Origin of the sequence: Cryptosporangium japonicum, assembly GCF_039524755.1 — a bacterium.
GTDB classification, from domain to species: domain Bacteria; phylum Actinomycetota; class Actinomycetes; order Mycobacteriales; family Cryptosporangiaceae; genus Cryptosporangium; species Cryptosporangium japonicum.
This window is the reverse complement of the sequence record NZ_BAAAGX010000016.1, coordinates 356,029-382,647: the sequence shown is the minus strand read 5'-3', so window position 1 is coordinate 382,647 and position 26,619 is coordinate 356,029. Positions and strand designations below refer to the sequence as shown.

Genomic DNA, 26,619 nt, shown 5'->3' with positions numbered 1-26,619 from the left:
TCAGGACCCCCTCAACGACGACCACGCGGCCTGGGCGCGAGGCGCCCACGCGGCGTGCCGCTCCCGGAACACCTCGGCCGCCCGGTGCCCGCTCCAGCGCGGCGGGAGCAGCTCACGCGGCAGCCCGGGATCCAGCAGCGGGAACCGGCGCCACTCCTGCACGAGCCGGATCTGCGCGACCAGGGCCTGGCGGTCGGTGCGCGGGCGCCGCCGGCCCACCAGGTCGAGGAACGACTCGTAGCGGCGCTCGATCTCGTCGAGGTCCCAGGCCGCGCGGGTCAGCGACCGCTCGTCGCCGATCGCGCCCGACGACGCCACGAACGACCAGCCGGGCAGCTCCAGATTGGCCAGTACCTCCGCCACCTCGGGCTCCCGGTCCACCCACGGCGTCACCCAGGTGACGCCGTTGAGCGCGCCCAGCCCGGCCCAGCCCAGCCGGGTCCGCAGTTCGTGGCGCAGCGCACGCTGTTTCTCGGGCGCGCTCACGCTGGTGACCAGCCAGCGCCCGTCCCACGGCCGGGCGCCGTCGGCGAACCCGAAGATGCGTGTCGTGCCCTCGCGGAGCAGTCGCACGCCCGCGTCGGTCAACGCCCACCGCGTCTGACGGCCCACCCGCGACCCGGTGATCCAGCCGCTGTCCGCGGTGCGCATGATCGCCTGCCGGACCGCCTTCTCCGCGAGCTCGAGTTCGTCCATCAGCTCGAGCAGCGTCGCGGTCCAGACCGGGCGCCCGCCGGGGAGCACGAACTCACCCAGGATCGTCAGCAGCAGGCTCGGCGCGCTCGCCGCCCCCAGTTGCTGCCGCCGGGAGACGACCGGTTCGGTGGTCACCCCCTCACTATATTCACTACATCGCTCCGAACTCTTGCGGCAGACATGTAGCAGGTTTCAGGATGGGGGCGTGGAGATCTCGTTCGACACCGACCCCGACCGCTACCGGCACTGGTCGCTGGCCGTCGACGGCCCCACGGCCACCCTGACCCTCGCCGTCGACGAGGGCGGCGGGCTCGTGCCCGGCTACGAGCTGAAGATGAACAGCTACGACCTCGGCGTCGACATCGAGCTGCACGACGCGCTCCAGCGGGTGCGGTTCGAACACCCGGGCGTGAAAGTGATCGTCGTCACCAGCGGGCTGGAGCGCATGTTCTGCGCGGGCGCCAACATCAAGATGCTGGCGGCGTCGTCGCACAGCTGGAAAGTGAACTTCTGCAAGTTCACCAACGAGACACGCAACAGCATGGAGGACTCCGACCTGCACTTCATCGCGGCGGTGAACGGCACCGCGGCCGGCGGCGGGTACGAGCTCGCGCTGGCCTGCGACGAGATCGTGCTGATCGACGACAACTCCTCCGGCGTCTCGTTACCCGAGGTCCCGCTGCTCGGCGTGCTGCCCGGCACCGGCGGGCTCACCCGCGTCGTCGACAAGCGGGGCGTCCGGCGGGACCTGGCGGACGTGTTCGCGACCACCGCGGAAGGGGTGCGCGGGCCGCGCGCGGTGCGGTGGCGCCTGGTTGACGCGGTCGCCAAGGCCCGTGACTTCGACGCCGAGGTGGCCCGCCGCGCCGACGCCGCAGCGGCCCGGTCCCGGCGCGGCGGCACCGGCGGTGTGACCCTGACCCCGTTGAAGCGCGACGGCCTGCACTACCCGCACGTGACCGTCGATCTCGACCGCGACGCCGGGACGGCCAGGTTCGTGGTGGCCGGCCCCACCGCGGTCCCCGGCGACGTCGAGCAGCTGCACCGGGAGGGCGACGCGTCCTGGCTGCTGGCCACCACCCGGGAACTCGACGACGCGATCCTGCGGTTACGCACCAACGAACTCGACGTCGGCACCTGGCTGCTGACGACGTCCGGTGACCCGGCCGCGGTGGCCGCCTACGACGCGTTCCTGCTCGAGCACCGCGACGACTGGCTGGTGCGCGAGATCGTCGGGTACTACCGGCGCACGCTCAAACGCCTCGACACCACCTCGCGCAGCCTGTTCGCGCTGATCGAACCGGGCAGCTGCTTCGCCGGGACGCTGGCCGAGATCGCATTCGCCGCCGACCGGCAGTACATGCTCTCCGGGCGGTTCGAGGACGACGAGGACCCGCTGCCCCCGGCCGTGCTCCGCCTGGACGAGTTCAACGCCGGGCTGCTGCCGATGAGCAACGGGGCGTCCCGGCTGCGGACCCGCTTCGCCGGCGACGCCGCCGCGCTGGACGCCGCCCTCGCCGCCGCGGGCCGCGACCTGACCGCGGCCGACGCCGACGCGCTCGGCCTGGTCACCGGCGCCCCCGACGACCTCGACTGGGCCGACGAGATCCGGCTGGTCGTCGAGGAACGCGCCAGCTTCTCCCCGGACGCGCTCACCGGCCTGGAGGCCAACCTCCGGTTCGCCGGTGCCGAAACCCCCGAGACGAAGGTCTTCGGCCGGCTCACCGCCTGGCAGAACTGGATCTTCCAGCGTCCGAACGCCGCCGGTCCGGAGGGTGCGCTGCGCCGCTACGGCACCGGCCGGCGGGCCGACTACGACCGGAAGCGAGTGTGAGATGGCCGAGATCGCCGACGCACCGGCGCCGCAGGGTCCGCTGTCGCGGATCGACTACACCGAGCGCATCCCGAACAACGTGAACCTGTCCGGCGACCGGCGCCTCCAGCGCGCGCTGGAGGGCTGGCAGCCGAAGTTCCTCGACTGGTGGAAGACGCTGGGCCCGTCGATCCCCACCCACGACGTCTACCTGCGCACCGCGATCGCGGTCGGCCGCGACGGCTGGGCGCACTTCGACCGGGTGCCGATGGAGCAGTACCGCTGGGGCATCTTCCTCGCCGAACGCGACCCGGACCGCCAGGTGAACTTCGGCCGCCACAAGGGCGAACCGGCCTGGCAGGAGGTGCCGGGGGAGTACCGCAGCGAACTGCGCCGCCTGATCGTCATCCAGGGTGACACCGAACCGGCGAGCGTCGAGCAGCAGCGGCACCTGGGTATGACCGCCCCGTCGCTCTACGACATGCGCAACCTCTTCCAGGTCAACGTCGAGGAGGGCAGGCACCTGTGGGCGATGGTCTACCTGCTGCACGCCCACTTCGGTCGCGACGGCCGCGAGGAAGCCGAGGAGCTGCTGAAACGCAACTCCGGTGACTACGACTCGCCGCGCATCCTCGGCGCGTTCAACGAGGAGACCACCGACTGGCTGTCGTTCTTCATGTTCACGTACTTCACCGACCGGGACGGCAAGTACCAGCTCGGCACGCTCAAGGAGTCGGGCTTCGACCCGCTGGCGCGCACCTGCCAGTTCATGCTCAAAGAGGAAGCGCACCACATGTTCGTGGGCACCACCGGGGTGCAGCGAACCGTGCAGCGCACCGCCGAGCTCATGAAACAGCACGACACCGACGACATCTGGGCGCACGGCGGCATCCCGCTCAGCGTCATCCAGAAGTATTTGAACTTCCAGTACTCGGTGTCGATGGACCTGTTCGGATCGGAGACATCGTCCAATGTGGCGGCCTACTACGCCGCCGGTCTCAAGGGCCGCTGGATGGAGACCAGGCGCGACGACGACCACGTGCTCACCGACGCCACCACGCAGGTGCCGGTGATCCGCGACGGTCGCATCGTGAACGAGACCGTGCCGCTGCTCACCGCGCTCAACCTCGACCTGCGCAACGAGTACGCGGCCGACTGCGCCACCGGCGTCAAGCGCTGGAACGCCGAGCTGGAGAAGGCCGGCGTCGACGCCCGGCTGTACCTGCCGCACGAGGGCTTCAACCGGCGGGTCGGCGCGTTCTCCGGGCACCACGTGCTGCCCGACGGCACGATCACCGACGACGCGGCGGCGGTGGCGGCCTGCCTGCCCACCGACGAGGACCGCGCCCGCGTCGCCGGGCTGATGGTTCCGCACCACGAGCCCGGCGACTTCGCCGGCTGGATCTCCCCGCCCGCGCACGGCATCAACGACCTGCCCGTCGAGTACGACTACGTCCGTTTCTGAACAGGGGTCACAGTGGATTCCTTCAACGCGGCGGATTCCTTCAACGCGGCCGAGTGGATGGTCGACCGGCACGCCCCCGAGCGGGTCGCGATCACCGCGATCGACCTCGACGGGTCGGTGCGGCACGTGACCTACGGGTCGCTCGCGTCCGGCGTCGCGGCCTTCGGCGCGGCACTGCGCGCGGCCGGCACCCGGCCCGAGGAACGGGTGCTGCTCTGCATGGGCGACTCACCCGAGCTCGTCACCGCGTTCCTGGGCGCGCTGCGGATCGGGGCCGTGCCGGTGCCGGTGAGCACGATGCTCAAGCCGAAGGACATCCGGATGCTGGCCGCCGACAGCCGGGCGCGCGTCGTCGTGCTGTCGTCGGAGTTCGCCGAGCTGGCCCCGGCGCTGGAGGGCCTGCCCGACCTCGCGCACGTCGTGGTGTTCGAGGGACCGGTGCCGACCGTCCGCGGGGTGCCGGTGTGGCCGTGGGAGTCGTTCCTCGCCGCCGGGGGTTCACCGGCCCCCGCGTACCCGACGACCGCCGAGTCGCCCGCGTTCTGGCTCTACACCTCGGGCACCACCGGCACGCCGAAGGCCGCGGTGCACCGGCACGGGTCCCTGCGCGACACCGCGGAGACCTACGCCGCCGACGTGCTGGGCATCGGCCCGGACGACGTCTGCTTCTCGGTCGCGAAGATCTTCTTCGCCTACGGCCTGGGCAACAGCCTGACGTTCCCGTTCGCGGTCGGCGCGCGCACGGTGCTCGACCGTTCCCGCCCGAACCCCAAAGCCACGATGCGAACAGTGACGGAGCACCGTCCGACGCTGTTCTTCGCCGGCCCCACGTACTACGCGGCGCTGCTGTCGGCCGGGTTGCCGCCGGACACGTTCACGAGCGTGCGCGCCTGCGTCTCGGCCGGGGAGGCGTTCCCGGCCCCGCTGTTCACCCGGTTCACCGAGTTCTTCGGCGTCGAGATGCTGGACGGCATCGGCTCGACGGAGATGCTGCACATCTTCATCAGCGGCCGTCCGGGCCGCACCCGGGCCGGTGCGACCGGCGAGATCGTCGCCGGCTACGAGGCGAAGATCGTCGACGACGACGGGACCGCGGTGCCCGACGGCACCCCGGGACACCTCTACGTGCGGGGGAGCTCGGCCGCGTCCGGGTACTGGTCACGCACCGAGGTGACCCGCCGGGTGTTCCAGGGCCCGTGGGTGCGTACCGGCGACACGTACGTGCGCTCGGCGGACGGGTACTACAGCTCGCTCGGACGCACCGACGACATCATCAAGGCCGGTGGCATCTGGGTGTCGCCGACCGAGGTCGAGGAACATCTCCGGGCCCATCCCGACGTCGCCCAGGTGGCCGTGGTCTCGGTGCCCGACGAGGCCGGCCTGGACAAGCCCGTGGCCTGCGTGGTCCTGGCGCCGGGGGCGGCCACGACGCCGTCCGACCTGTCGTCGTTCTGCCGGGAGGGGTTGGCCGCGTTCAAACGCCCCCGCCACATTCTGCTCTTCGACGAGATGCCGGTGACGGCGACGGGAAAGCTCCAACGTTTCCGGGTGCGGGAGCTGGCAATCGAGCGCCTCACGCAGCCGGCCTGATCTCCCGTATCGCCATCGGCAGGTCTCGGGTTTCTGCCTTTTGGGTGGGGTCGGATGACTCGGCGAGGTCAAACGCGAGCCGCGCGAGCCGCATCGGGGAGATGGGCGTGGGCGGCCGCGGGGAATCCACGACCGCGTATTCGGACAGCTCCGAGCTGCCGACGTACGAGCGCTGCGGCGCGGGGCTGTGGCGCGGGGCTGTGGCGCGGGGCTGTGGTGCGGGGCTGTGGTGCGGGGCTGTGGTGCGGGGCTGTGGCGCGGGGCTGCGGCCCGAGGCACCTGGGCCGAGACCGACCCGAGGTTGAGGATCCGCCATGCGGGGCGAGGCTGCGGCCGAGGCATGCGGGGCGTGGCTGCGGCTCGAGGCTACGGCCCGAGGCACGCGGGGCCAGCGGTCGAGATCGGGATGTGAAACAGGATGCGGGCGCGGAGTGACGCTTGGGGCTTGGGGCCGCGGGAGTGATGCCTGGGGCGTGAGCGCGGGAGTGATGCCTGGGGCGTGGAGCGCCGGAGTGACGCCTGGGGCTTGGCGCACTGGGTGATGCCCGGGCGCGCAGCCTGGCGTGCGGCGTGGGGCGTGAAGTCTGGGGCGTGGAGCCCATGGGTCAGATGTGCCCCTGGGAGGGCTGTGCAATACGAGCTGTGCCGCACGTGGGCTGGCGTGAGGGGCGCGGCTAGTTGCCGATGACCCGAGGGCCGAATCGGCCGTGCGTAACCACCCGCGCGCAGCCAAGGGTGCGTAACCAGCTGCGCGGAGCTAGCCGTGCGGAGCCAGGGGCGTGGAACCGGCCGCGCGCGGCTAGGGGTGCGTAACCAGCTGCGCGGAGCTAGCCATGCGGAGGCAGGGGTGTGGAACCGGCCGCGCGCAGCTGGGGTGCGAAACCAGGCCCGCGAAACCAGGCCCGCGGAGCCAGGGGCGCGGAGCCAGCGGCGCGGAGCCGATGGTGGGAAACCGACCGTGCGGAGCCAGCCGCGCGATACCGGGCGCGCGGAGCCAAAGGCGAAACCAGCCCGCGGAGCCAGGGGCGCGGAGCCAGCGGCGCGGAGCCGATGGTGGGAAACCGACCGTGCGGAGCCGGCCGTGCGGAGCCAGGGGTGTGGAGCCGGCCGTGCGGAGCCAGGGGTGTGGAGCCAGGGGTGCGGAGCCAGCTGCGCGGAGCCAGGGGAGCGGGACCGGCCGCGCGGGGGCAGGTGCGCGGGGATCAACGCGCGGGTCAAGGCTCGGGTACGGGGGCGTGGTGTGAGGGGGTGGGGTCAAGGGCGCAGCACTAGGCGGCCGCGTAGGCCGCCTCGTTCCAGGCGGCGGTGGGCCTCGGCGACCTCGGTCAGTGGGAGGACATCCGCGACCCGGAGCTGGAGGCCCGCGGCGGCGAGCGACTCGAGGCGGGGGCCGTCGGCGCGGATCCAGACGTGCTCGACCCGGATGCCCCGCAGCGGAACGGGACCGCCGCCGAGCACGGCGACGAACACTCCGCCGCCCCGGACGGCATCCAGCGCCACCGCTCCCAGGTTCGCCGCGTCGAAAGCGGCGTCGACCCCGCCGGGCACCAGGGCGCGGACGCTCTCGGCCAGATCGGCGTCGCGTGGCACGACCGCCTCGACGCCGAGTGGGCGCAACCACTCCCCGTCCCGGGCCCCCGCCACCGCGATGACGCGCAGCCCCGCTCGGACACCCAACTCAACGGCATACCCACCGACCGCACCCGCCGCCCCGGTCACCAGCAGCGTCCCGCCCGCGGACCCCGCGCCCGGCAGCACCCCGCCCCACGGCCCGCTCGGCAGCGCCCCGCCCTGCGGCCTGCCCGGCAGCGCCCCGCCCTGCGGCCTGCCCGGCAGTGCCCCGCCCGGCAGTGCGTCACCGCCTGGCAGTGCCGCCGCGCACAAATGCGACCCCGCGCCCGAAAGTGTTCCAGCGCCCGGCAGCGTCCCAGCCGCCAGGAGGTTGCCACCCGCCGGGAGCGTTCCATCGCCGGAGAGCGTCTCAGCGCCCGGGGTCTGAGCGCCCGGGGTCTGAACGCCCGGGGTCTGAGCGCCTGGTGTTCCAGCGCTTGGTGTTCCAGCGCTTGGTGTTCCAGCGCTTGGTGTTCCAGCGCTTGGTGTTCCAGCGCTTGGTGTTCCAGCGCCTGGTGTTCCAGCGCTTGGTGTTCCAGCGCCCGGTGTTCCAGGACCAGCGCCCGAGTGCGTCCCAGACCCTGGGGTCTCAGCGCCCGAGTGCGTCTCAGCGCCCAAGTGCGTCCCAGCGCTCGGCGTCCCGGCGCCAAGATGCTTCCCAGCCGCCGGGAGCCCGCCCTCGTTCGGGAGTGCTCCAGTCGCCGGGCGCAACCCACCTCCGGACACCGTCCCAGCGGCCGGCGCACCGGCGGGCGTCCCCGCGCCCGGTCGTGTTCCGGCCGGGAACGGCTCCGCCGCCGGGAGCACCAGGCCGGTCAGATCGAGGGCCTGGGCCGCGGTCAGGGCGCCTAGCGGCAGTGTCGCCGCGGCGAGCAGGTCGACACCGTCGGGGCAGTGAGCCACGGCGTCGGCGTCGAGCACCACGTAGTCGGCCTGGGCCTTCGACGAGAGCGCCAACCGGTCCGAGAGGGCCAGCACCCGGTCACCCACCGCGAACCTCCGCACCCCGGGCCCGACCGCGTCGACGGTGCCGGACACGTCCCAGCCGAGCCCCACCTGCGGCCGCGGCGGGAGCAGGCCACCCGCGGTGAGCGCACCCGACCGGGTCTGCACGTCCACCGGATTCACCCCGGCGCCGGCGACCGCGAGACGCACCTGCCCGGCCCTGGGCCGGGGCACCGCCACCTCGGCCACCTCGAGAACCTCCGGCCCTCCGAACGCACGCACGACCACCGATCTCATGGCCCCGAACCTACGGAGAGCTACTCTCCGCGGGTAAGTACGCACTCCGAAGTGCGTACCGGAGCGGGGAGTGCGGACATGACCACCCGGACCCGGGCCGAACTCCGGCGGGAACGACGCGAGGCCTACGACGCCTACCTGGCCGAGTGCCCGGCCCGGCGCCTGCTGGACCGGATCAGCGACAAATGGGTCAGCCTCGTGCTCACCGGGCTCGCCGACGGCCCGCGCCGCTACAGCGACCTCGGTCGGCTCATCGCGGGCGTCAGCGAGAAGATGCTGACCCAGACGCTGCGGACGCTGGAACGCGACGGCCTCGTGACCCGCACGGTCACGCCGGCCACGCCGGTGCGGGTGGACTACGCGCTCACCCCGCTCGGGCTGAGCCTGCTCCCGGTGATGGCCGCGGTCAAGGGCTGGGCCGACACCCACATCGACGACGTCGAGGCCGCTCGGGAGACCTACGACCGGTCCCGGCAATAGGTCAGTGTCGCCGCGGGCGTGCCGATCTGAACGGCGTGGTGGAGCGCGGGCGGAACCGGCGGAGGCGGAGCGGCCTCGCCCTGGTCGTCGCGGTGCTCGTCACCGGCAGCGCCGTGACCTGGGCCGCGTACGACGTCGTCGAGGCCGGTGAGGACCGCTACTCCGCCCAGGTGATGGACCGCTACGCCGACGAGCTGGCGATCGCCGTCACCGACCGGGTCGTGCGTTACGGCGAGACGCTGCGCGACCTGGCCGCCGCGATCGGTGCGCAGTCCGACCTGCGCGGCGACGACTTCGCCCGGATCACGGCCGGGCTGGACAACTCGCGGCTGGCCGGTGCCGCCAGCATCAGCTTCATCGTGCCGTCGACCACGGCCGGGACGCCCGCGGTGCAGGCGTACTGGCGTGCCCGCGGCTCCACCGGCCTGGCGCTGCACCCCACGCCGGGCAGGTCGGAACACGCGTTCGTCGTGCTCGAACGCATCTTCGACAACAGCGCCACGATCGTCGGCATCGACCTGGCGCAGCGCCCGCAACCGACCGAGGCGCTGGAGGTCGCCCGCGCGAACGGCACGCTGGCGATCAGCCCGGCGTTCACGCTGCTGCGCGACGAGGGCATCCCGGCGCTGAGCCGCCAGGCCTCGGTGGTGTTCGCCGTCCCGGTCTACACCGGCCTCGGCTCGACCCGCCCGCACGTGTTCGAGGGCTGGATCGTGATGCCGGTCCGCGGGCAGGACTTCCTGTCCCCGACGCTGCTCGAGCGCGGTCAGGGCGCGGTGCGGGTGGAGGTCGCCGAGGCCACGGCCCCGGCCGCGGTGCTCACCACCGCTAACCCCGGGCGGCTGGTGCGCGACGAGTCGCTGACCCGGCGCCGGACCGTCGTCGTCGGCCAGCGGCGGTGGCTGGTCACGATCCGCCCGACCGCCCGTCTGATCGCCGCGACCGACCGGGGCATGGGCCGGTTCACGCTCGCGGCCGGAGCCGCGCTGACGCTGATGCTCGGTGTGCTGACCGGCGTGCTCGCCGGCAGCCGCGGCCGCGCGTTGCAGCAGGTCGACGAGGCCACCGCGGCGCTGCGCCTGGACATCGCCCGGCGCGAGCGCGTCGAGGCCCAGTTGCGCGAGCGCGAACTGGAGCTGCAGCGGCTGGCGTTCCACGACCCGCTGACCGGCCTGGCCAACCGGACGCTCTTCTACGACCGCCTCACCCACGCGCTGGCCACGCACGCCCGGGCCGAGCGCATGGTCGCGCTGCTCTTCGTCGATCTCGACGGGTTCAAGGAGGTCAACGACCGGCTCGGGCACCAGGCCGGTGACACGGTGCTGCGCACGGTCGCCGACCGGCTCCGCGTCGGCCTGCGCGCGGTGGACACCGTGGCCCGCTTCGGTGGCGACGAGTTCGCGATCATCCTCGAGGGCCTGTCGGCCGCCCCGGACGCGCGCCGGACCGCCGAACGGGTCCTCGCCGACCTGCAGGCACCGATCGACGTCGACGGCGCGCAGGCGCGGGTGTCCGCGAGCATCGGCATCGTGCTCAGCGGCGCCGACGCCGACGCCGACGAGCTGATCCGCGAGGCCGACGCCGCGATGTACACCGCGAAGCACGCCGGCAAGAACCGGTACGTCGAGTCCGGGGCCTGAGCGTCAGGCCAGGCTCAGCACCGCCACCAGGAAGGGGGAGTCCGGCCCGAACGGGCGGAGATCCCAGGTGGCGAACGTGTGGTCCGGGGTGAGGCCGGCCTCCTTGGCGTCGGCCAGGAAGTCGTCGAACCCGTACTCGCGGCCGGCGCCGAACCCGGTGACGACCCGCCCGCCGGGCGCCAGGTGCGCGCGGAAGCGGCGCAGGATCTCGACCCGGGTCGACGGCGCGACGAACGTCATCACGTTGCCCGCGCACACCACGACGTGGAAGGCGCCCGGCAGGTCGAGCCGCGAGAGGTCACCGACGATCCACTCCGAGCCCGGGTGGTCGGCCCTGGCCTCGGCGACCAGCCGCGGATCCAGGTCGACGCCGACGACGCGGTGCCCGATCGCGGCCAGCAGCCCGCCCACCCGGCCGGTGCCGCAACCGGCGTCCAGCACGCGGGCGCCCCTGGGCAGCAGCGCGTCGACGAACCGGGCCTCGCCGCCCAGGTCGCGGCCCTGCGCGGCCAGCCGGCGGAACCGCTGGACGTAGCGCTCCGAGTGCCCGGGATCCTTGGCCAGGATCCGGAGCCAGGCGTTCTCCTCGGTCACGGGCCACCTCATCTTTCTCGGGGTGTACGGACCGATTCTCCCGGACGACGGGCCGCCCCTCCGATCAGCGCCGTACGCGGCCCGACGGTCGGCGCCGTACGCGGCCTGACGGTCGGCGCTGTACGCGGCCCAACGGTCGGCGCCGAGCGCGGCGGGAGAGCGCGTAGCCCGTCGTGATCGCCGCGAAGCCGGCCGCGGCGGCCAGACGGACCCGGCCCGGGCGGGCCGGGGAGAGCGCGGTGGTGAGCAGACCCCAGCCGGACGTGACCGCGACCGCACCGGCGCCGTGCCGGCTGGCGGCGACCCCCGCGGCCACCGCGCCGCCCACCCCGAGGAGCCCGGCGGCCGAGGAACGGACCGTGCGCGGCGACCGCGCGCCGGCACCGGCCAGGTTCGCCCCGGCGGCCAGGTTCACCGCGCTCGCCAGGGCCGTCCACCCGAGCAGGAGCCCGGTGCCGACGCTCGTCGCCCGGCCCGGGGTGGCCAGGCGTTGCAGGCGTGCGTGCGCCACCCCGGCGAACGCCGCGGCCGGCGGCAGCAGGAACGGGGTGGCGGCGAACCGGTCGGTCTGCGCGGCGAGCGACCACGCCGTGTTCGTGAGGTACGCGCCGGTCAGCGGCCAGCCGGTGCGCCGGCTCGTCTCCTGGTCGCGGCCGCGGACCTGGGTGACGGTGGCGACCACGACGCCGGCGAAGATCGGCGCCCAGACGACGAACGCGTAGCTCGGTGGCGTGATCACCGTGTCGTAGCGGTCGGTCCGCTCGCCGCGGCCGACCAGCGCGCCGAGGTTCGGGACGGCGACGAACGCCGCGCACGCGCCGGCCAGGGCGATCGAGCGGACGCGGTCGTGCGTACTCTGTTCCACGGGGTACCTCCGCAACAAAGTTGCTTGGTTTCCAAGGTACCTTGGGTGACGTGGAAGCGCAGCCGTTGACCTGGGCGGTCCATCACCTGGCCGTCGCCGTGGCCGAGTTCGACGCGTCGGTCGCGCGCCGGGTCGGTCTCTCCGCGGGGGACTACCTGGCGCTGAAACACGTGCTGGCGGCGTCCGAGCCGCCCGGTCCGGTCGAGCTCGGGCGGCTGCTGGGACTCAGCTCCGGCGCCGCGACCGGCCTCGTCGACCGGCTCGAGCGCGCCGGGTACGCCCGCCGCGAACCCCACCCGCGTGATCGCCGCCGCCAGATCGTCCGGGCCACCGCCCGGGCCGAGGCCGCGGTCGTGCGCGCGCTCGGGCCGGTCGCCGCCGAGATCGACCGGGTCGGCGCCGGTCTGACCACCGAGCAACGCCGGCTGATCGTGAGCGTCCTCGACGCACTGACCGCCGTCCACCGCACCACCGCCCCCGCCTGACCCCGCCACCGCCGCCGGCTGGCCCCGACCGCACCAACCCCCCACCGACCGGCCCCGCCCGGACCACCACGGGCCGGTGGCGCGCGATCACTACGCTCGCCGCCGTGACAGCCTCCCGCCGTGACCCGGGTCCGGTCCTCCTCGGCATCCTTCTCGCGGCCGTGCTCGCGCTGTTCGGTGGCGCGCTGGCGTCGTGGCGCGCCTGGGAGGCGACCAGCCCGCTGCCGACCGCCGCGGAGTTCGCCGAGATCGGCCGGCTGGTCAGCCCGGGCGACCCGGCGCCGTTCACGCGGGCCGACCCGGTGCGCAACGACGTCGCCGACACCGGCACGCTGATCACGATCGCCGAGTACGGGCCGGCCGCCCCGGGGCCGGGCCCGTCGCTCGACCCGGTCCGGCACCGGTTGGAGGCGGCCGGCTGGCGGATCGTCGGCCAGTCGACCGAGACCACCGAGGGCTCGACCGAGTCGAACGTCGTCGCCACCCGCGGGCACCTGCGGATCTTCGTGATCGACACGTTCTGGGGCAACGGCGGCGGGCTCTTCACCAAGGTGCTCCGCGAGCCGACCACCGCCGTGACGCTCGCCGGCCTGGCCGGTGCGCTCGGTGGCGCGGTGCTCGGGTGGGGGCTGGTCGCGTGGGGCGACCGCCGGACGCGCGACCGGCCGGTCCGGCGCCGCGTGCTCCTGCTGGGAACCGGCGTCGCGCTCGTGCTGCTGATCCCGACCGTGGCCTGGACGCTCTACCGGGCGCTGCCGGACCGCGTCACCGAGGCGCACAACTACGTGCAGGAACCGTTCTGGCGCGGGCTCATCGGCGAGCCCAGGGCGGTGCCGGCGCTCGTCGCGGGCGCGCTCGCTCTCCTCGTGCTGGTGGTGCCGGTCCCGCGCCGCACCCCTTGACAGGCAACTAAAAGGTTGCCTAAATAGCGTCGTGGATCAGGTCTCCGACGACGCGTTCAAAGCGCTGGCCGACGCGAGTCGCCGGCTCCTGCTCGACCGCCTCAACGAGCGCAACGGCCAGAGCCTGCGTGAGCTCTGCGCCGGGCTGGACATGAGCCGCCAGGCGGTCAGCAAGCACCTGGCCGTGCTCGAAGCGGCCGGCCTGATCCGCGTATCCCGGCACGGCCGCGAGAAACTGCACTATCTGGACGCCGGTCCGATCACCGCCATCGCGGACCGCTGGATCAACCGGTACCACCGCGACCGCGCCCGTGCACTGGCCGACCTGCGAACCGCACTGGAGAGCACCGTGGATTTCGTCTACACCACGTACATCCGCACCACCCCCGAGCAGCTCTGGGACGCACTGCGCGAGCCGGCGTTCACCGCGGCCTACTGGGGCGTCGAGTTCCGCTCCGACTGGGCCGCCGACGCCCCGATGTCCTGGTCGGAGCGGGGCACCGAGACCTCGCACCCGGACCAGCGCGTGCTGGTGTACGAGCCCTACCGGCGGCTCTCGTACACCTGGCACACGTTCACGCCCGAGTGGGCGGCCGCGAACGGCATCGACGAGCCGACGCGTGACCGGCTCGCCGCCGAGCCCCGCTCCGCGGTCACGTTCGAGCTCGAACCGGCCGGGGACGGTGTCGTCAAGCTGACCGTGGTGCACGGGGACCTGGAGCCCGGCGGGCTGCTCCGCTCGATGATCAGCGAGGGCTGGCCGCGGCTGCTCTCCGACCTCAAGTCCCTGCTGGAGACCGGTCAGGTCCTGGCCACGGCCGGCTGAGCGTCAGTCGGCGGTCTTGCCGACCACCGCGAACGCGGAATCCAGGTCGACGTTCCACTCGGCGTTGTCGGCCGCGCGCACCTCGACCTCGTAGGCGACGCCCGGCTCGTCGCCGCGGTCGACGTCGATCACGGTGCTGCCGGGGACGGCGGCCACCGCGGCCTTCCCGGCCGAGGCCTGCTCGGCCGGGGTCAGCGGCCGGTCGTCGGCCGCGACCGAGGCCGACGGCGCGGTGGACGGGGCGGCGGCGGTGCCGGCGTCCGGAGCGTCGGTCTCCGTGGTGACGACCTTCAGGTCCCGGTCCAGGGTGACATCGACCTCGGTGCCGTCCTCGCGGCGCACCTCGACCTCGTAGGCCTCGCCGCGGTCGTCGCTGGTCTCCACGTCGGTCGCGGTGCCGCCACCGGCCGCCGCCACCGCCGCCTCGACCACCCGGTCCCGGTCGGCTCCCGTGACGTCGTCGTTCGCGTAGGCCGTCGTGGCCCAGACGCCCCCGCCGACGGCCAGGGCGGCGACCACGGCGGTCGAGGCGAGAACGCGCTTGCTGCGGAGCTTGGTGGTGTTCATGCCGCACAGCCTGCGGGGCCGACCCTGAATCTCCCCTGAACGCACCTGAAAGCCGGTTCAGCCGGGGAGCCGCACGGTGAACCGCGCTCCGCCCAGCGGTGCCGTGGTGACGCCCACCGATCCGCCGTGCGCGGCCACGATCTCACGCACGATCGCCAGCCCCAGCCCGCTCCCACCGGCGTCACGGGCGCGGGCCTCGTCCAGCCGCACGAACCGCTCGAACACCCGCTCCCGCTCGGCGGCGGGCACGCCGGGCCCGTCGTCGTCCACGGTGAGCTCGACCGTGTCCCCGGCCGCGCGCACCCCGATCGCGACCGAGCCCGCGGCGTGCCGGGCCGCGTTGTCGACCAGGTTGCGCACCACCTGCGCGAGCGCGCTCTCGTCGCCGCGCACCCGCCCGCCGCCGACCCCGCCGGTGTCCACGGCCAGGCCGCCGCGGGCGATCCGGCGCGCCTCCCCGAACGCCAGATCGTCCAGGTCGACGTCGGTCCGCGCGCCGTCGACGCCGCCGGCGTCGGCCCGGGTGAGCAGGAGCAGCTGCTCGACGAGGCGTTGCAGGCGGGTGGACTCCGCCAGCACGGTGTCGGCCAGCTCCCCGTCCGGGAGCGCGCCGGGGTGCGCCCGGGAGATCTCGGCGACCTGCCGGAGCCCGGCCACCGGCGAGCGCAGCTCGTGCGAGGCGTCGGCGACGAACCGGCGCTGCCGTCGCTGGCCGTCCTGCAGGCGCGTCAGCATGCGGTTCATCGTGCGGGCGAGGCGCCCGATCTCGTCGCCGGACCCGGGTTCGGGCACCCGGCGGTCCAGCCGGTCGCCGGTGATCTCCTCGACCTCGCGCCGGATGCGTTCCACCGGTGCCAGCGCCCGGGACACGACCACCCAGGTCACGCCGCCGACCAGGAGCACGAGCAGCGGCACGCCGACGGCCAGCGGGGTCACCAGCGCGGACGTGGAGTCGTCGAGCTCCTCCAGCGACACCGCGACCGACACGCTCGTGCCGTCCTCGCGGTCGGTGACGACGAGGTAGGGGTGGTCGGCGCCGTCGAGCCGGATCTCGCCGGGTTCGGCCGGGAGCGGCACGGCCGAGCGGACGACCGTGCCGTCCGCGCGGGTGACCTGCCAGACCAGGTCGTCGAGGTCGTCGTCGTCGTCCGGGGTGGGGTTCCCGGCCCGCGTGAGCAGCTCCGCGGCGCGTTGCTCGGCGGTGTTCTCCAGCCCGTCGCGCAGCGAGCCCCGGACCAGCACGACCAGCGCGACGGCCCCGGCGAGCAGGGCCACCGCGACGACGAGCATCGCGGCCACCGTCGTCCGGGTCCGGACGCCCCGGTCAGCCACCGTCGCTGCCCAGGCGGTACCCGGCGCCGCGCACGGTCTGGATCGCCGTGCGGCCGAACGGGCGGTCGATCTTGTTGCGCAGGTGACGCACGTACACCTCGACGATGTTCGGGTCGCCGACGAAGTCCACGTCCCACACCGCGTCGAGAATCTGCCGTTTGGAGACGACGTCACCGGCGTGCCGGGCCAGGAACGCGAGCAGCGAGAACTCGCGGGCGGTGAGTCCGATCTCGGCGTCGCCGCGCCACACCCGCCGGGCGGCCGGGTCCAGCCGCAGGTCGCCGACCTCCAGCTGGGTGGGGCGTTCCCGCGCGCCGCGCCGCGACACCGCGCGCAGCCGGGCCACCAGCACCGGGAACGAGCACGGTTTCGTGAGGTAGTCGTCGGCGCCGGTGTCGAGCCCCTCGACCTGGTCCCACTCGCCGTCCTTGGCGGTGAGCATCAGGATCGGCGTCCAGTTCTTCTCCGCCCGCAACGTCGCGCACACCTGGTAGCCGTTGATCCCGGGGAGCATGAGGTCGAGCACGATCGCGTCGTACGAGTTCTCGCGGGCCAGCCAGAGCCCGTCGACGCCGTCGTGCGCGACGTCGACGGCGAACCCTTCGGCTTCGAGCCCGAGCCGCAGGGTGCGGGCGAGCCGCTGCTCGTCGTCGACGACGAGAACACGCATGGATCGGCCTCCGGGAGGATCGGAAACCGCCATCCTCCGCCACCGCACCTGAACGCGAGCTGAAGGCACACCGTGACCCACGTTCTGCATTCCGTCTCGGTCGGCACCGGACCGACCGTGCTGTTCCTGCACGGCAACCCGACGTCGTCGTACCTGTGGCGCCACGTACTGGAGCCGGTCGCGGCGGCCGGTTTCCGGTGCGTCGCGCTCGACCTGATCGGCATGGGGCGCTCACCCCGGCCCGACCTGGCGTACTCGTTCGCCGACCACGCCCGCCACGTCGAGGCGTTCGCCGACGACCTCGGCGCGGCGACGCTGGTCGGGCACGACTGGGGCGCGGTGCTGGCGCTCGACCTGCTCGGGCGGCGGCCGGACCTGGTGGACGCGGTGGCGTTCCTGGAGGGGCACCTCCATCCGGTCGCGCGGCTGGACGAGCTGTTCGCGGCGATCCGGGAACCCGGCCGCGGCGAGCGCCTCGTGCTCGAGGAGAACGTCTTCCTCGAGACGGTGCTGCCCGCCGGGGTGGTCCGCACGCTCACCCCGGACGAGCGGGACGCCTACCGCGCGCCCTATCCGGACCCGGCGAGCCGCCGCCCGCTGCTGGCCTGGGCCCGGGAGATCCCGGTGGCGGGCGAGGCCGGCGACGTCACCGCGGTGGTGCGGGCCAACCAGCGGGTGCTGGCCGGGTCGCCGGTGCCGAAACTGCTGCTGTTCGGCGAGCCCGGTGCGGTGATCGGAGCGTCCGAACTGGCCTGGTGCCGGGCGAACGCACGCCGGCTGTCCGCGGTGGGCGTGGGCACCGGAACCCACTTCCTCCCCGAGGACCAGCCGGCCGCGATCGCCGCCGCGCTGATCGAGTGGCTCCCTAGGCCGGGGTCCAGAACGGGTCGCGGCCGATGAAGCCGAGCAGGCGAGTCGGGCCGTCGGAGCCCGGCGGCACCGCCACCCGCGGGCCGTACTGGCCCGACGCGCGCATAACGTCCTCGATCGGCTCCATGCCCTCGACCAGCATCGCCGCGAACGACGGGTCGAGCCGGTCGTCCTGGCCGGTCGCGCGGGCCAGGTCCCAGGTGTGCATGAACACGTCCGCGGTGTAGAACTGGTCGATCGCCCGATCGAGCGGGACGTCGCCGAGGTGCGGGTTCGACAGCGTGCGTGCCGGCGTCGACGGGTCGTCGAGCAGCGCCTGGACGGCGGTGGCCTGCGTCGCCCACGCGCCGGCCGGATCCGCGTCCACCGGCGGGCCCGCCGGGAGCGTCACCCCGGCGCCGCCGGCCAGGAACGCCGGGAACCACCCGACGAGATGACGCACCACGTCCCGGGCGGTCCACGACGCCACCGGCGACGGGACGTCCCAGTCCTTCGTGCCGCGGACCCGGTCGGTGAACGCACCGGCGATCACCCGGTGGCGTTCGGCGGGGGAGAGCTCAGACAGCGCCATCGGTCAACATCCCGTCCAGTGCGGCGTAACCCTCGTTCAACCCGACCTCCATGCCGCTCTTCAACCAGGCGTCGCGGCTCTCGAAGCTCTCCACCAGCGACTGGGTGAGCAGCCGCGTGCGCCCGTCGCCGAGGTCGGCGAAGCGCAGGGTCTGCAGCGAGACGCCGTCCGGGTCGCCCTCCCAGGTGAACGTCTGCACGATGCGGTCGGGCCGGATCTCGTGGAACGAACCGTGGAACGCGAACTCCTCGCCGGCCCGGCTGGACACGAAGCGCCAGCGGCCGCCGGTGCGCGCGTCCCAGTAGTCGATGCGGTTGTCCAGGCTGTCCGGCCCGATCCAGCGCACGAACACCGCCGGGTCGGTGTGGGCCCGGAGCAACTGCGCGGGGGTGGCGCGGAAGTCCCGGCTGATCCGGATGATCGGCAGCGCCGGATCGGCCTCGATCTCGGTCACGGGGCGGACTCCTCCTCGTTCAGGGCGGCCAGCACCTGGTCCAGGCGCCGGTAGCGCTCCTCGGCCCGGCGGCGGTACCGCTCGATCCATTCGTCCATCGACGTCAGCGCCTCGATCTCGAGGTGAACCGGCCGCGGTTGGGGGCCGGGTACCCGGGTCACCACGCCGGCGTCCTCGAGGACGCGGAGGTGCTTGTAGACCGCCTGCAGGCTCATCCGGTACGGCTCGGCGAGCTGGTTGACGGTGGCGTCGGCGACCGACAGCCGCGCCACGATGTCGCGCCGCGTCGGGTCGGCGAGCGCCGCGAACACCCGGGACAGCTCGTCGACCGGCATCGGCCCCTCTTTTCAACTCATCGGTTTAAAGCCAAGCTAGCGACGCACCGGCGTGAGGTCAAGCACCAGCTTCCCGGTGGTCGTCCCGGCCTCGATCCGGCGGTGCGCCTCCGCCGCCGCGTCGAACGGCAGCGCCTCGACGTCGACCCGCAGCTCACCCGCGGCGACCGCGCGGACCGCCCGGCGCAGCGCCGCACCCACCTCGGCCGGCCGGTGCGCCGAGACCGCCGCCAGGTTGAACCCCAGCACGGCGGTGCTGGACAACCAGAGCCGGTTCGCCGACACCGCCACGTCGAGGGCGTCGGACGCGTTTCCCAGCACCACCAGGCGCCCCAGCGGCGCGAGCAGATCGAGCCGGCGCGCCGGGCCGCCGACCATGTCGACGACGACGTCGAACGACCCGGTCACCGCGTCGCGCAGCACGACCTCCGGGTACCCGAACGCGCGCGCGGCGTCGATCTTGGCCGCGGAACCGACGGTTCCCACCACCCGGCCGGCGCCGAGCAGCCGGGCCACCTGTCCCAGCTGGCTCCCCAGTCCACCGGCCGCGGCGTGCACCAGCACGCTCTCGCCCGGCCGCAGGCGCGCGACCAGGTCCAGCGCGAGGAACGCGGTCGTGCTGTTCGACGGCACCGCCGCCGCCGTCCGCGGGGGCACGTCGCCGAGCGGCGCGACCAGCCGGGCGTCGGTCACCGCGACGCCCGCGTACCCACCACTGTCGACGACGGTCAGCGCGGCCACCGGCGTCCCGACCGGCGGGCCGGTGACCCCCGCACCGAGCGCCCGGACCCGCCCGGCCACCTCGATCCCGGGCACGAACGGCAACGGCACGTCCACCAGCCCGCGCCGGTAGAGCACCTCGGCGAAGTTCACCCCGGCGAAGCCGACGTCGATCGCGACCTGGCCGGGTCCCGGCGTCGGCGTCTCCACCGACGCGGGGGTCAGGACGGAGGCGGGGCCGAAGGACGGAATCGTGATCGCACGCATGCCGCCACTCTCCGGCGACCGCGGCGCCGGAGGCAGTGCCTGCTCATCCGGGGTGTGCCACCACCAGGCTGCGCAGCGCCTCCAGCCGCTCCGCGGTGCCGGTGCCCGGCCGCGCGTTGTGCAGCACCAGGTGGTGCCCCGGGCGGCCGGGCACCGGCAGCACGGTGGCCTCGAACACCAGCAGGCCCGCGTCGGGGTGCTCGATCTCCTTCACCCCGGCCGTGTACTCGACGACGTCGTGGCGCGCCCACAGGGCCGCGAACTCCGGGCTCGCCGCGGACAGCCGGGCCGCGATCGCGTCGAACTCGCCGTCGCCGGGGTACCGCGCCGCGTCGGCCCGGAACGCGGCCGCGCTCGCGGCGGCGTTCGCGCTCCAGCCCCGCTGCACGGCCCGGAACCGCGCGTCGGTGAACAACGCCACCAGGCAGTTGTCGTCGGCCCCGCCGTAGCCGAACACGCGCCGCGCCGTCTCGTTGACCGCCACGAAGTTCCAGTGCCGGTCCCGGACGTACGCGGGGCGCGGCGCCCACGCGTCGAGCAGCCGCAGCAGCTCCGGGGAGAGCGGCGCCGGGCGCTCCACCCGGGGCGGCGCGACCAGCCCGGCCAGCCGGAACAGGTGGTCGCGCTCGGCCGCGTCGAGACGCAGTACCGCGCCGATCGCGTCGAGCACCGCGTCCGACACCCGGATGTCGCGGCCCTGCTCCAGCCACGTGTACCAGGACACGCCGACCCCGGCGAGCATCGCCAGCTCCTCGCGGCGCAGCCCGGGCGTGCGACGGCGTCCGGTGTCGGGGAGGCCGACGTCGGCCGGGGTCACCCGCGCCCGCCGGCTCCGGAGGAACTCGCGCAACTCGGCCCGGCGCTCGGTCATGCTCCTACCGTAATCCCGCAAATCGTCGTTCACATCGCCGGTTCGGCCAAGTGGCTGACGTGGACCGACCGACGCCGTAGAACGGAGGCTGCGGAACCGCCCGTCGTCGCGCGTGTCACTGCTCCCGGAGGTATGGATGGCCCTCGCCCTGACCGACGATCACCGGCAACTGGCCGACGTCGTCCGTTCGTTCGCCACGGCCCACGAGCTGCGCCGGGCCACCCGCGAGGCGTTGACCCGGGACACCCCCACCAACCCGGCCTGGAAGCAGATCGCCGACCTGGGCTGGACCGGCCTGCACCTGCCCGAGGCCCACGGCGGCTCCGACGCCGGCCTGACCGAGCTCGCCGTCGTCGCCGAACAGCTCGGGGCCGCACCCGCGCCGGGCCCGTTCGTCGCGGCCGTCGCCGCCGGTGCGGTGCTCGACGCGGTCGCCCCCGACGACGTGAAGGCCGGGCTGCTGCCCGGTCTCGCCGACGGCTCGCGCATCGTGGTGCTCGGCCTCACCGGCGCGCTCACCGGGTCCGGCGGCACGGTGTCGGGCGCGGTCGGGCCGGTGCCCGGCGCCCGCTGGGCCGACCACGCGGTGGTGCGGGTGGGCGCGGACGACCTCGCGCTCCTGCCGCTCGCCGACGTCGTCAGCGAGCCGACGCCCGGCCTCGACCCGTCGCTCGGCGCGGCCAGGCTCCGGGCCGAGAACGTGGCCGCGCGGATCTTCCCCGGCGCCGCCCGGCTCGCCGTGCGCATCGGGCGCACCCTCGCCGCCGCGGAGGCCGCCGGTGGTGCGCACGCCACGCTGACGATGGCGCTGGAGTACGCGAAGGTGCGCGAGCAGTTCGGGCGCACGATCGGCAGCTTCCAGGCGGTCAAGCACCACCTGGCCGACATGCTCGTCGAGGCGGAGACGGCTACCGCCACCGCCTGGGACGCCGCCCGCGCGGCGTCCGCCGCCGGGGCGCCCGGGGCCGATGCGGCCGACGGGGTCCAGGCCGATCAGGCCGCCGCGGTCGCCGCCGCGAGCGCGCTGCACGCCTACCAGGCCAACGCGCAGAAGGCGATCCAGATCCTCGGCGGCATCGGCTTCACCTTCGAACACGACGCCCACCTGTACCTGCGTCGCGCGATCACGCTCGCCGCGCTCTGGGGCCCGGTGACCACGGCCAGGGACGACGTCGCCGCGTCGGCGCTGGCCGGGGTGCGCCGCGAGTACGCGGTGGACCTGCCGCCCGAGGCCGAGGCGTACCGCGCCGAGGCCCGCGGCTTCCTGGAGACCTACCGCGCGGCCGAGCCGGCGGACCGGCGTCGGCTGCTGGTCGACTCCGGGTACCTCGTGCCGCACTGGCCGAAGCCGTGGGGCCGGGCCGCCGGGCCGATCGAACAGCTCGTCATCGAACAGGAATTCACCGGCGTCGACGTCCCGCAGCTGGGCATCGGCGGCTGGGTGACGCTCACGATCAGCCAGCACGCCGACGACGAGCAGATCCGACGCTGGATCCCGGCGTCGCTGCGCGGCGACCTGGTGTGGTGCCAGCTGTTCAGCGAGCCCGGCGCGGGTTCCGACGCCGCCGCCGTGCAGACCCGGGGTATCAAGGTGGAGGGTGGCTGGCGGGTCACCGGGCAGAAGGTCTGGACCAGCGGGGCCCAGTACTGCAACCGCGGGCTCGCGACCGTGCGCACCGACCCCGAGGTGCCCAAGCATCAGGGCATCACCGCGATGGTCGTCGACCTGACCGCCCCCGGCGTCGAGGTGCGGCCGCTGAAGGAGATCACCGGCGCGGCGATGTTCAACGAGGTGTTCTTCACCGACGTCTTCGTCCCCGACGAGGACGTCGTCGGCGCGGTCGACGCGGGCTGGACCGTGGCCCGCGCGACGCTGGGCAACGAGCGCGTGTCGATCGGCCGGGAGACCACGCTGGGCATCCGCGCGTCGCAGCTGGTCCGGGTGATCGACGGGTTCGGCGTCACCGACGTCGGCCTGCTGCGTGAGTACGGCCGGCTGGTCGCGATCGAGCAGTCGACGCGCCTGCTCAACCTGCGGATGGTGACCCGCGCCGTGGTCGGCGGTACCGAACCGAGCATCGAGGGTGCGCTCACGAAGCTGATCGGGGCCGAGCTCGCGCAGTCGCTGAGCGAGCTCGGCCTGCTGCTCGCCGGCCCGGGGGCGATCGACGGCACCGCGGACCTGCTGACGACCGGCTACCTGTACTCCCGGGCCATGACGATCGCCGGTGGCACGTCCGAGATCAGCCGCAACGTCATCGCCGAGCGCATCCTGGGCCTGCCGCGCGATCCGCTGAACCGGTGAGCGGGTCCCCGTCCGCTCACCGGCGGACGGGGATGTAGTCCGGGCCCGGGGTGACCCCGGACGCGAGGGTCATCAGGTCCGCGTCGCTCGTGTTCTTCGGAACGAGCACCACCGCGACCTGGTTCTCCGGGAACCGCACCAGCGCGGTCTTCCAGAGCGCCTGGTAGGAGCGCTTCCGGAGGACCGTCCGGCCGGGCAGCTCCCGGGTCTCCAGCACCGGTTCGACGTCCCGGAAGCCGGCGTAACCGGTGATGGTGTCCGCGTTGCCGAGCCGGATCATCCACGGCGTCAGGTCCTTCTCCCCGGAGTCGGCGGTGATCCAGACCTTCCCGGATCCGCGCATCAGGTTGATCGTGGCGCCGCGCCATTCGTCGTACTGGCTCGCGACCACGTGCAGGCCGGTCGGGTCGGCGATGCTGACCAGGGCGGGCACCCGGCGCTCGGTGTCGCGGAGGCCCCGCGCGACCCGGAGCAGCTCCTCCCCGGTCGCGGCCAGCGGTTTCTTCCCGCCGGCGAAGTGCAGGTGGACCCGGACCCACTGGCCGGGCTTCCGCTGCCAGGTGATCTCCTCGGTCGCCCCGTCGGCGTCGGGTGGGTTCGTGCCGTAGGGCGGGGCGCCGACCTCGTGCGGCGGCACCGAGTACGTCGTCGCGGTGACGCCGTTGACGTCGACGGTTCCGGTCCTTCCGGTGCCGCGGGTCGGCGTGAGCTCCTGGTCGGAGATCGTCACCTCGATCGGCTCCCGGCCGGACGTCGCGGTGAGCCTCCACACGCCCGGCGGAACCAGATCCAGCTGCTCGGTGTCGAACCCGTCCGGGAGCCAGCCGAAGTCCACCGGCGACGGGGGCGCGCTGTCCGCCGGGCGGGGTGGCGCGGCCGGGACGAGCCGGTCCGGGGTCCGCCAGGGCGCGACGACCCAGAGCGCGCCGGCGCCCGCCAGGACCACCACCGCGGCGACGCAGCTCAGCAGCGCCCGCCGGCGCCGGCGCGCGCGGGTGTTCCGGGCCAGCACGGCGCCGGCGAGTCCCGGCCGCGCGGAGACCTCGGCGGCCCAGTCGGTCAGCGCGGTCCGCACGGCCTGTTCGGTCTCGTTCATCGGAGCCGTCCCCCCTCCAACTCGTGCACTGTTCCGCGTAACCGGGCCAGCCCGCGGCTGGCGTGCGCCCGCACCGTGGCCGGCGAGCAGCCGATGAGCTCGCCGATCGCGGTGTCGTCGAGGTCCTCGTAGAAGCGCAGCACGAGCACGGCGCGCTGCTGGCGCGGCAGGGCGGTGAGCGCCTGCCGCAGCGCGTCCCGTTCGGCGTAGCGCTCCGCGTGGTCACTGCCCGGCAGCGCCACGTCGGGCGCGGTGGCCGACGGGGTCTCGCCCGAGGAGCGGCGCCGCCGCCAGCTCAGGTACTGACGCAGGATCGCCCTGCGTACGTAGTTGCCGATCGCGTCCGTGCGTTCCAGCGTCGACCAGCGCCGATGGACCCGCATCAGGGCTTCCTGAAGCATGTCCTCGGCGAGGTGGTAGTTGCCGGTCAGCAGGAACGCGAACCGGAGCAGCGGCGTACCGTGCGCCGCCACGTAGGCGTCGAAGCCGTTGGGGTCCACCTACCTCACACGCCCCGGACCCGCCGATCCGTGCAGCCCGGGACGCGTTTGCTCATCGGCGTTTCTCGTTGAAGCGGGTGACCAGACTGGACAACAGCCGCATCTCCGCCGCCAACGCCTGCTCACCCGCCGGCGTGATCGCCGCCCAGGTGCGCGGACGCCGGCCCTCGTAGCCCTTGGTGATCTCGATCAGGCCCTGCGCGGCGAGGATGTCCAGGTGGCGGCCCAGGTTGCCGTCGGTGAGGCCCAGGAGCTTCTTCAGGTAGGGGAAGTCGGCCTGGCCCGCCTCGTCCAGCACGGTCAGCAGTGCGAGGCGGGTCTTCTGGTGGATCGTGTCGTCGAGCCCGAGTGCGGGGTGCGGTTCGGTCACCGCCGGGCCAGGCCCCGGCCGAGCAGCGCGAGCCCCCCGGCGAGTTCCACGCCGCTGAACAGCCACGGGTTGCCCGACAGCGCGGCCAGCGCGCCGAGGCAGCCGGTGAAGGCCAGCACCTTCGCCACCGTCCGCAGCTCGGTGGTGTGCTGCTTGACCGCGATCGCGTAGAGCACGGCGGCCGGCCACACCAGGGGCGCGAAGACGCCGACGAACAGCACCGGGACGAACAGGAGCGCGAGCAGCGGCACGCTGACCAGGTAGCCGATCGTGATCGGACGGTAGGAGCGCGGCCCCTCGCCGACCCCGTCGCGGGCCGCGACGTGGCGGGCGTACCGCCAGAGCGCGAGCAGGCCGAGCGCTCCGGCGAGCGGCCAGTAGACCAGCGCGGTGAGGTGCGCGGCCATCGCGCTCTCGGTCGCCGCCGAGACCGCGGCGGCGATCAGGACGTGCGCGACGACGAGCGCGCCGAACGTCAGCAGGGGGGCCGTGACCGCCCGCCGGTCGCTGCGGACGCGGCCACGGAGCTCGTCCAGATATGCCTCTGTCATACCAAGAACTCTACAACGCAGAGTCAATCACCCGGGTCGGCGCGCTCCCCGGTCTCGGCCGGACGCGCCGGGTCGGCGGACCAGGCCGACCACGAGCCCGGGTAGAGCGTGGCCGGGATGCCCGCGACGGCCAGCGCGACCAGTTCGTGGGCCGCGGTGACGCCCGACCCGCAGTAGACGCCGATCTCGGTGTCGGCGTAGGGCGCGAACCGTTCCCGGAGCGCGTCGGTGGGCAGGAACCGGCCGTCGGGGCCGAGGTTCCCGGTGGTCGGCAGGTTGTGCGCGCCCGGGATGTGACCGGCGCGCCGGTCGACCGGCTCGACCTCGCCGCGGTAACGCTCGGCGACGCGGGCGTCGAGCAGGGTGCCCGGGAACGCCGCGACGTCGTCGGTGGTGAGCGCGGGCAGGTGACCGGGGCTGAGCGTCACGTTCCCGGGCTCGCGCTCGTGGTCGCCGGTCTCGGTCGGGTAGCCGGCCTCCACCCAGGCGCCGAACCCGCCGTCGAGCACCCGCACCGACCCGCACCCGGCCCAGCGCAGCAGCCACCAGGCGCGGGCGGCCGCGAGCCCGCCGGTGTTGTCGTAGACGACGACCGGCTCGCCCTCGCGCAGCCCCCAGCGGCGCGCGGCGGCCTGCAGGTCGGCGACGTCGGGCAGGGGGTGGCGCCCGCCCTCGGGGCTCGCGGGCCCGGCGAGCTCGGCCTCGAGGTCGACGAAGACCGCTCCCGGGAGGTGGCCCTCGCGGTAGTGGTCGCGACCGTGGGGATCGCCGAGGGCCCAGCGGACGTCGAGCAACGCCGGGGTCCGCTCGGCGGCGTGGAGACTCACCACGTCGACGAGGATCTGTTCACGACTCATGGGCCCAGTCTGGCGCTAATCAGTTGTTCACCTGACGCCCACCCGCGCGTCGCGCGTCGGTCGGGTCGAGCGCG

At 73.9% G+C, this 26,619-nt stretch carries 27 protein-coding genes and 1 pseudogene; 10 read left to right on the top strand and 18 right to left on the bottom strand.

The features are described from left to right. Positions 1–831, bottom strand: a complete 831-nt coding sequence (locus ABD437_RS21505; protein ID WP_344650681.1) for a PaaX family transcriptional regulator — start codon at positions 829–831, stop codon at positions 1–3. A 70-nt stretch (positions 832–901) separates the two neighbouring features. On the opposite strand from ABD437_RS21505, the gene boxC reads away from it, so the two are divergent. From boxC to ABD437_RS21490, 3 genes are read left to right on the top strand one after another with little or no spacing between them, the layout of a single operon-like run. Continuing rightward, positions 902–2,530: a 2,3-epoxybenzoyl-CoA dihydrolase gene (boxC, locus tag ABD437_RS21500; protein ID WP_344650680.1), complete on the top strand. Its 1,629-nt coding sequence runs from the start codon at positions 902–904 to the stop codon at positions 2,528–2,530. A 1-nt stretch (position 2,531) separates the two neighbouring features. After that, positions 2,532–3,974: a benzoyl-CoA 2,3-epoxidase subunit BoxB gene (gene boxB, locus ABD437_RS21495; protein ID WP_344650679.1), complete on the top strand. Its 1,443-nt coding sequence runs from the start codon at positions 2,532–2,534 to the stop codon at positions 3,972–3,974. Positions 3,975–3,986: 12 nt separating this feature from the next. Beyond that, positions 3,987–5,564: a benzoate-CoA ligase family protein gene (locus ABD437_RS21490; RefSeq protein WP_344650678.1), complete on the top strand. Its 1,578-nt coding sequence runs from the start codon at positions 3,987–3,989 to the stop codon at positions 5,562–5,564. 1,254 nt (positions 5,565–6,818) lie between these two features. Here the strand turns inward: ABD437_RS21490 and ABD437_RS21485 are convergent. Next, entirely contained in the window at positions 6,819–7,241 is a 423-nt protein-coding gene (locus ABD437_RS21485; protein ID WP_425558200.1) for a zinc-binding dehydrogenase, read from the bottom strand. Between the two features lie 837 nt (positions 7,242–8,078). Beyond that, a pseudogene (locus tag ABD437_RS21480) lies at positions 8,079–8,417 on the bottom strand (alcohol dehydrogenase catalytic domain-containing protein); the annotation flags it as partial. Between the two features lie 78 nt (positions 8,418–8,495). Here ABD437_RS21480 and ABD437_RS21475 point away from each other — a divergent pair. Next, on the top strand, positions 8,496–8,897 hold the full coding sequence (locus ABD437_RS21475; RefSeq protein WP_344650677.1) for a winged helix-turn-helix transcriptional regulator: 402 nt from the start codon (positions 8,496–8,498) through the stop codon (positions 8,895–8,897). A gap of 38 nt (positions 8,898–8,935) precedes the next feature. Further along, positions 8,936–10,537 (top strand): diguanylate cyclase domain-containing protein, encoded by a 1,602-nt coding sequence (locus tag ABD437_RS21470; RefSeq protein ID WP_344650676.1) that lies wholly within the window; start codon positions 8,936–8,938, stop codon positions 10,535–10,537. Positions 10,538–10,540: 3 nt separating this feature from the next. Here ABD437_RS21470 and ABD437_RS21465 read toward each other — a convergent pair whose 3' ends face one another. Next, positions 10,541–11,143: a class I SAM-dependent methyltransferase gene (locus ABD437_RS21465; RefSeq protein ID WP_425558194.1), complete on the bottom strand. Its 603-nt coding sequence runs from the start codon at positions 11,141–11,143 to the stop codon at positions 10,541–10,543. Between the two features lie 52 nt (positions 11,144–11,195). Continuing rightward, positions 11,196–11,996 (bottom strand): hypothetical protein, encoded by an 801-nt coding sequence (locus ABD437_RS21460; RefSeq protein WP_344650675.1) that lies wholly within the window; start codon positions 11,994–11,996, stop codon positions 11,196–11,198. Positions 11,997–12,046: 50 nt separating this feature from the next. Here ABD437_RS21460 and ABD437_RS21455 point away from each other — a divergent pair, with 50 nt between their 5' ends. From ABD437_RS21455 to ABD437_RS21445, 3 genes are all read left to right on the top strand, one after another. Next, positions 12,047–12,481, top strand: a complete 435-nt coding sequence (locus ABD437_RS21455; RefSeq protein WP_344650674.1) for a MarR family winged helix-turn-helix transcriptional regulator — start codon at positions 12,047–12,049, stop codon at positions 12,479–12,481. A 104-nt stretch (positions 12,482–12,585) separates the two neighbouring features. Continuing rightward, the gene (locus tag ABD437_RS21450; protein WP_344650673.1) at positions 12,586–13,383 is read left to right on the top strand and encodes a hypothetical protein; all 798 of its coding nucleotides are present in this window, start codon (positions 12,586–12,588) and stop codon (positions 13,381–13,383) included. Between the two features lie 31 nt (positions 13,384–13,414). After that, positions 13,415–14,209 carry an ArsR/SmtB family transcription factor gene (locus tag ABD437_RS21445; RefSeq protein ID WP_344650672.1) on the top strand — a complete coding sequence of 265 codons (795 nt, stop codon included), beginning with the start codon at positions 13,415–13,417 and terminating at the stop codon, positions 14,207–14,209. Between the two features lie 3 nt (positions 14,210–14,212). Here the strand turns inward: ABD437_RS21445 and ABD437_RS21440 are convergent, their stop codons facing one another. The 3 genes from ABD437_RS21440 to ABD437_RS21430 are packed head-to-tail and all read right to left on the bottom strand — an operon-like array spanning position 14,213 to position 16,778. After that, positions 14,213–14,776, bottom strand: coding sequence for a PepSY domain-containing protein (locus ABD437_RS21440; RefSeq protein WP_344650671.1), 564 nt, complete (start codon positions 14,774–14,776; stop codon positions 14,213–14,215). 57 nt (positions 14,777–14,833) lie between these two features. Beyond that, complete coding sequence (locus tag ABD437_RS21435) at positions 14,834–16,108, bottom strand: sensor histidine kinase (RefSeq protein ID WP_344650670.1); 1,275 nt, start codon at positions 16,106–16,108, stop codon at positions 14,834–14,836. Next, positions 16,101–16,778 carry a response regulator transcription factor gene (locus ABD437_RS21430; protein ID WP_344650669.1) on the bottom strand — a complete coding sequence of 226 codons (678 nt, stop codon included), beginning with the start codon at positions 16,776–16,778 and terminating at the stop codon, positions 16,101–16,103. The genes ABD437_RS21435 and ABD437_RS21430 overlap by 8 nt, the downstream gene beginning before the upstream one ends. A gap of 72 nt (positions 16,779–16,850) precedes the next feature. On the opposite strand from ABD437_RS21430, the gene ABD437_RS21425 reads away from it, so the two are divergent. Further along, positions 16,851–17,678 carry a haloalkane dehalogenase gene (locus tag ABD437_RS21425; protein ID WP_344650668.1) on the top strand — a complete coding sequence of 276 codons (828 nt, stop codon included), beginning with the start codon at positions 16,851–16,853 and terminating at the stop codon, positions 17,676–17,678. Here ABD437_RS21425 and ABD437_RS21420 read toward each other — a convergent pair. From ABD437_RS21420 to ABD437_RS21400, 5 genes are read right to left on the bottom strand one after another with little or no spacing between them, the layout of a single operon-like run. Continuing rightward, entirely contained in the window at positions 17,644–18,219 is a 576-nt protein-coding gene (locus ABD437_RS21420; RefSeq protein WP_344650667.1) for a TIGR03086 family metal-binding protein, read from the bottom strand. The two genes, ABD437_RS21425 and ABD437_RS21420, sit on opposite strands and share 35 nt — an antisense overlap. Then, positions 18,206–18,673, bottom strand: coding sequence for an SRPBCC family protein (locus ABD437_RS21415; protein WP_344650666.1), 468 nt, complete (start codon positions 18,671–18,673; stop codon positions 18,206–18,208). Before ABD437_RS21415 ends, ABD437_RS21420 begins: the two co-directional genes overlap by 14 nt. Beyond that, positions 18,670–19,008, bottom strand: coding sequence for an ArsR/SmtB family transcription factor (locus tag ABD437_RS21410; protein ID WP_344650665.1), 339 nt, complete (start codon positions 19,006–19,008; stop codon positions 18,670–18,672). The genes ABD437_RS21415 and ABD437_RS21410 overlap by 4 nt, the downstream gene beginning before the upstream one ends. A gap of 36 nt (positions 19,009–19,044) precedes the next feature. Then, complete coding sequence (locus tag ABD437_RS21405; protein WP_344650664.1) at positions 19,045–19,995, bottom strand: quinone oxidoreductase family protein; 951 nt, start codon at positions 19,993–19,995, stop codon at positions 19,045–19,047. 43 nt (positions 19,996–20,038) lie between these two features. After that, complete coding sequence (locus tag ABD437_RS21400) at positions 20,039–20,866, bottom strand: helix-turn-helix transcriptional regulator (protein WP_344650663.1); 828 nt, start codon at positions 20,864–20,866, stop codon at positions 20,039–20,041. Between the two features lie 136 nt (positions 20,867–21,002). Here ABD437_RS21400 and ABD437_RS21395 point away from each other — a divergent pair, with 136 nt between their 5' ends. Further along, positions 21,003–23,171, top strand: coding sequence for an acyl-CoA dehydrogenase family protein (locus ABD437_RS21395; protein WP_344650662.1), 2,169 nt, complete (start codon positions 21,003–21,005; stop codon positions 23,169–23,171). Positions 23,172–23,187: 16 nt separating this feature from the next. On the opposite strand, the gene ABD437_RS21390 is transcribed toward ABD437_RS21395, so the two are convergent. The 5 genes from ABD437_RS21390 to ABD437_RS21370 are packed head-to-tail and all read right to left on the bottom strand — an operon-like array spanning position 23,188 to position 26,545. Beyond that, positions 23,188–24,267 (bottom strand): hypothetical protein, encoded by a 1,080-nt coding sequence (locus ABD437_RS21390; RefSeq protein ID WP_344650661.1) that lies wholly within the window; start codon positions 24,265–24,267, stop codon positions 23,188–23,190. Further along, positions 24,264–24,767: a SigE family RNA polymerase sigma factor gene (locus tag ABD437_RS21385; RefSeq protein WP_344650660.1), complete on the bottom strand. Its 504-nt coding sequence runs from the start codon at positions 24,765–24,767 to the stop codon at positions 24,264–24,266. The genes ABD437_RS21390 and ABD437_RS21385 overlap by 4 nt, the downstream gene beginning before the upstream one ends. 52 nt (positions 24,768–24,819) lie before the next feature. Beyond that, positions 24,820–25,137, bottom strand: coding sequence for a transcriptional regulator (locus tag ABD437_RS21380; RefSeq protein WP_344650659.1), 318 nt, complete (start codon positions 25,135–25,137; stop codon positions 24,820–24,822). Further along, a complete protein-coding gene (locus ABD437_RS21375; protein WP_344650658.1) occupies positions 25,134–25,688 on the bottom strand; it encodes a hypothetical protein in 555 nt (184 codons plus the stop codon). Before ABD437_RS21375 ends, ABD437_RS21380 begins: the two co-directional genes overlap by 4 nt. Positions 25,689–25,711: 23 nt before the next feature. Continuing rightward, positions 25,712–26,545 carry a sulfurtransferase gene (locus tag ABD437_RS21370; protein WP_344650657.1) on the bottom strand — a complete coding sequence of 278 codons (834 nt, stop codon included), beginning with the start codon at positions 26,543–26,545 and terminating at the stop codon, positions 25,712–25,714. Between the last annotated feature and the right edge of the window lie 74 nt (positions 26,546–26,619).

Coding starts and splice junctions, on each gene's coding strand:
- boxB (WP_344650679.1), top strand. CDS start 2,532: ATGGCCGAGATCGCCGACGCACCGGCGCCGCAGGGTCCGCTGTCGCGG.
- ABD437_RS21475 (WP_344650677.1), top strand. CDS start 8,496: ATGACCACCCGGACCCGGGCCGAACTCCGGCGGGAACGACGCGAGGCC.
- ABD437_RS21465 (WP_425558194.1), bottom strand. CDS start 11,143: ATGAGGTGGCCCGTGACCGAGGAGAACGCCTGGCTCCGGATCCTGGCC.
- ABD437_RS21440 (WP_344650671.1), bottom strand. CDS start 14,776: ATGAACACCACCAAGCTCCGCAGCAAGCGCGTTCTCGCCTCGACCGCC.
- ABD437_RS21430 (WP_344650669.1), bottom strand. CDS start 16,778: ATGCGTGTTCTCGTCGTCGACGACGAGCAGCGGCTCGCCCGCACCCTG.
- ABD437_RS21420 (WP_344650667.1), bottom strand. CDS start 18,219: ATGGCGCTGTCTGAGCTCTCCCCCGCCGAACGCCACCGGGTGATCGCC.
- ABD437_RS21410 (WP_344650665.1), bottom strand. CDS start 19,008: ATGCCGGTCGACGAGCTGTCCCGGGTGTTCGCGGCGCTCGCCGACCCG.
- ABD437_RS21405 (WP_344650664.1), bottom strand. CDS start 19,995: ATGCGTGCGATCACGATTCCGTCCTTCGGCCCCGCCTCCGTCCTGACC.
- ABD437_RS21400 (WP_344650663.1), bottom strand. CDS start 20,866: ATGACCGAGCGCCGGGCCGAGTTGCGCGAGTTCCTCCGGAGCCGGCGG.
- ABD437_RS21395 (WP_344650662.1), top strand. CDS start 21,003: ATGGCCCTCGCCCTGACCGACGATCACCGGCAACTGGCCGACGTCGTC.
- ABD437_RS21390 (WP_344650661.1), bottom strand. CDS start 24,267: ATGAACGAGACCGAACAGGCCGTGCGGACCGCGCTGACCGACTGGGCC.
- ABD437_RS21375 (WP_344650658.1), bottom strand. CDS start 25,688: ATGACAGAGGCATATCTGGACGAGCTCCGTGGCCGCGTCCGCAGCGAC.
- ABD437_RS21370 (WP_344650657.1), bottom strand. CDS start 26,545: ATGAGTCGTGAACAGATCCTCGTCGACGTGGTGAGTCTCCACGCCGCC.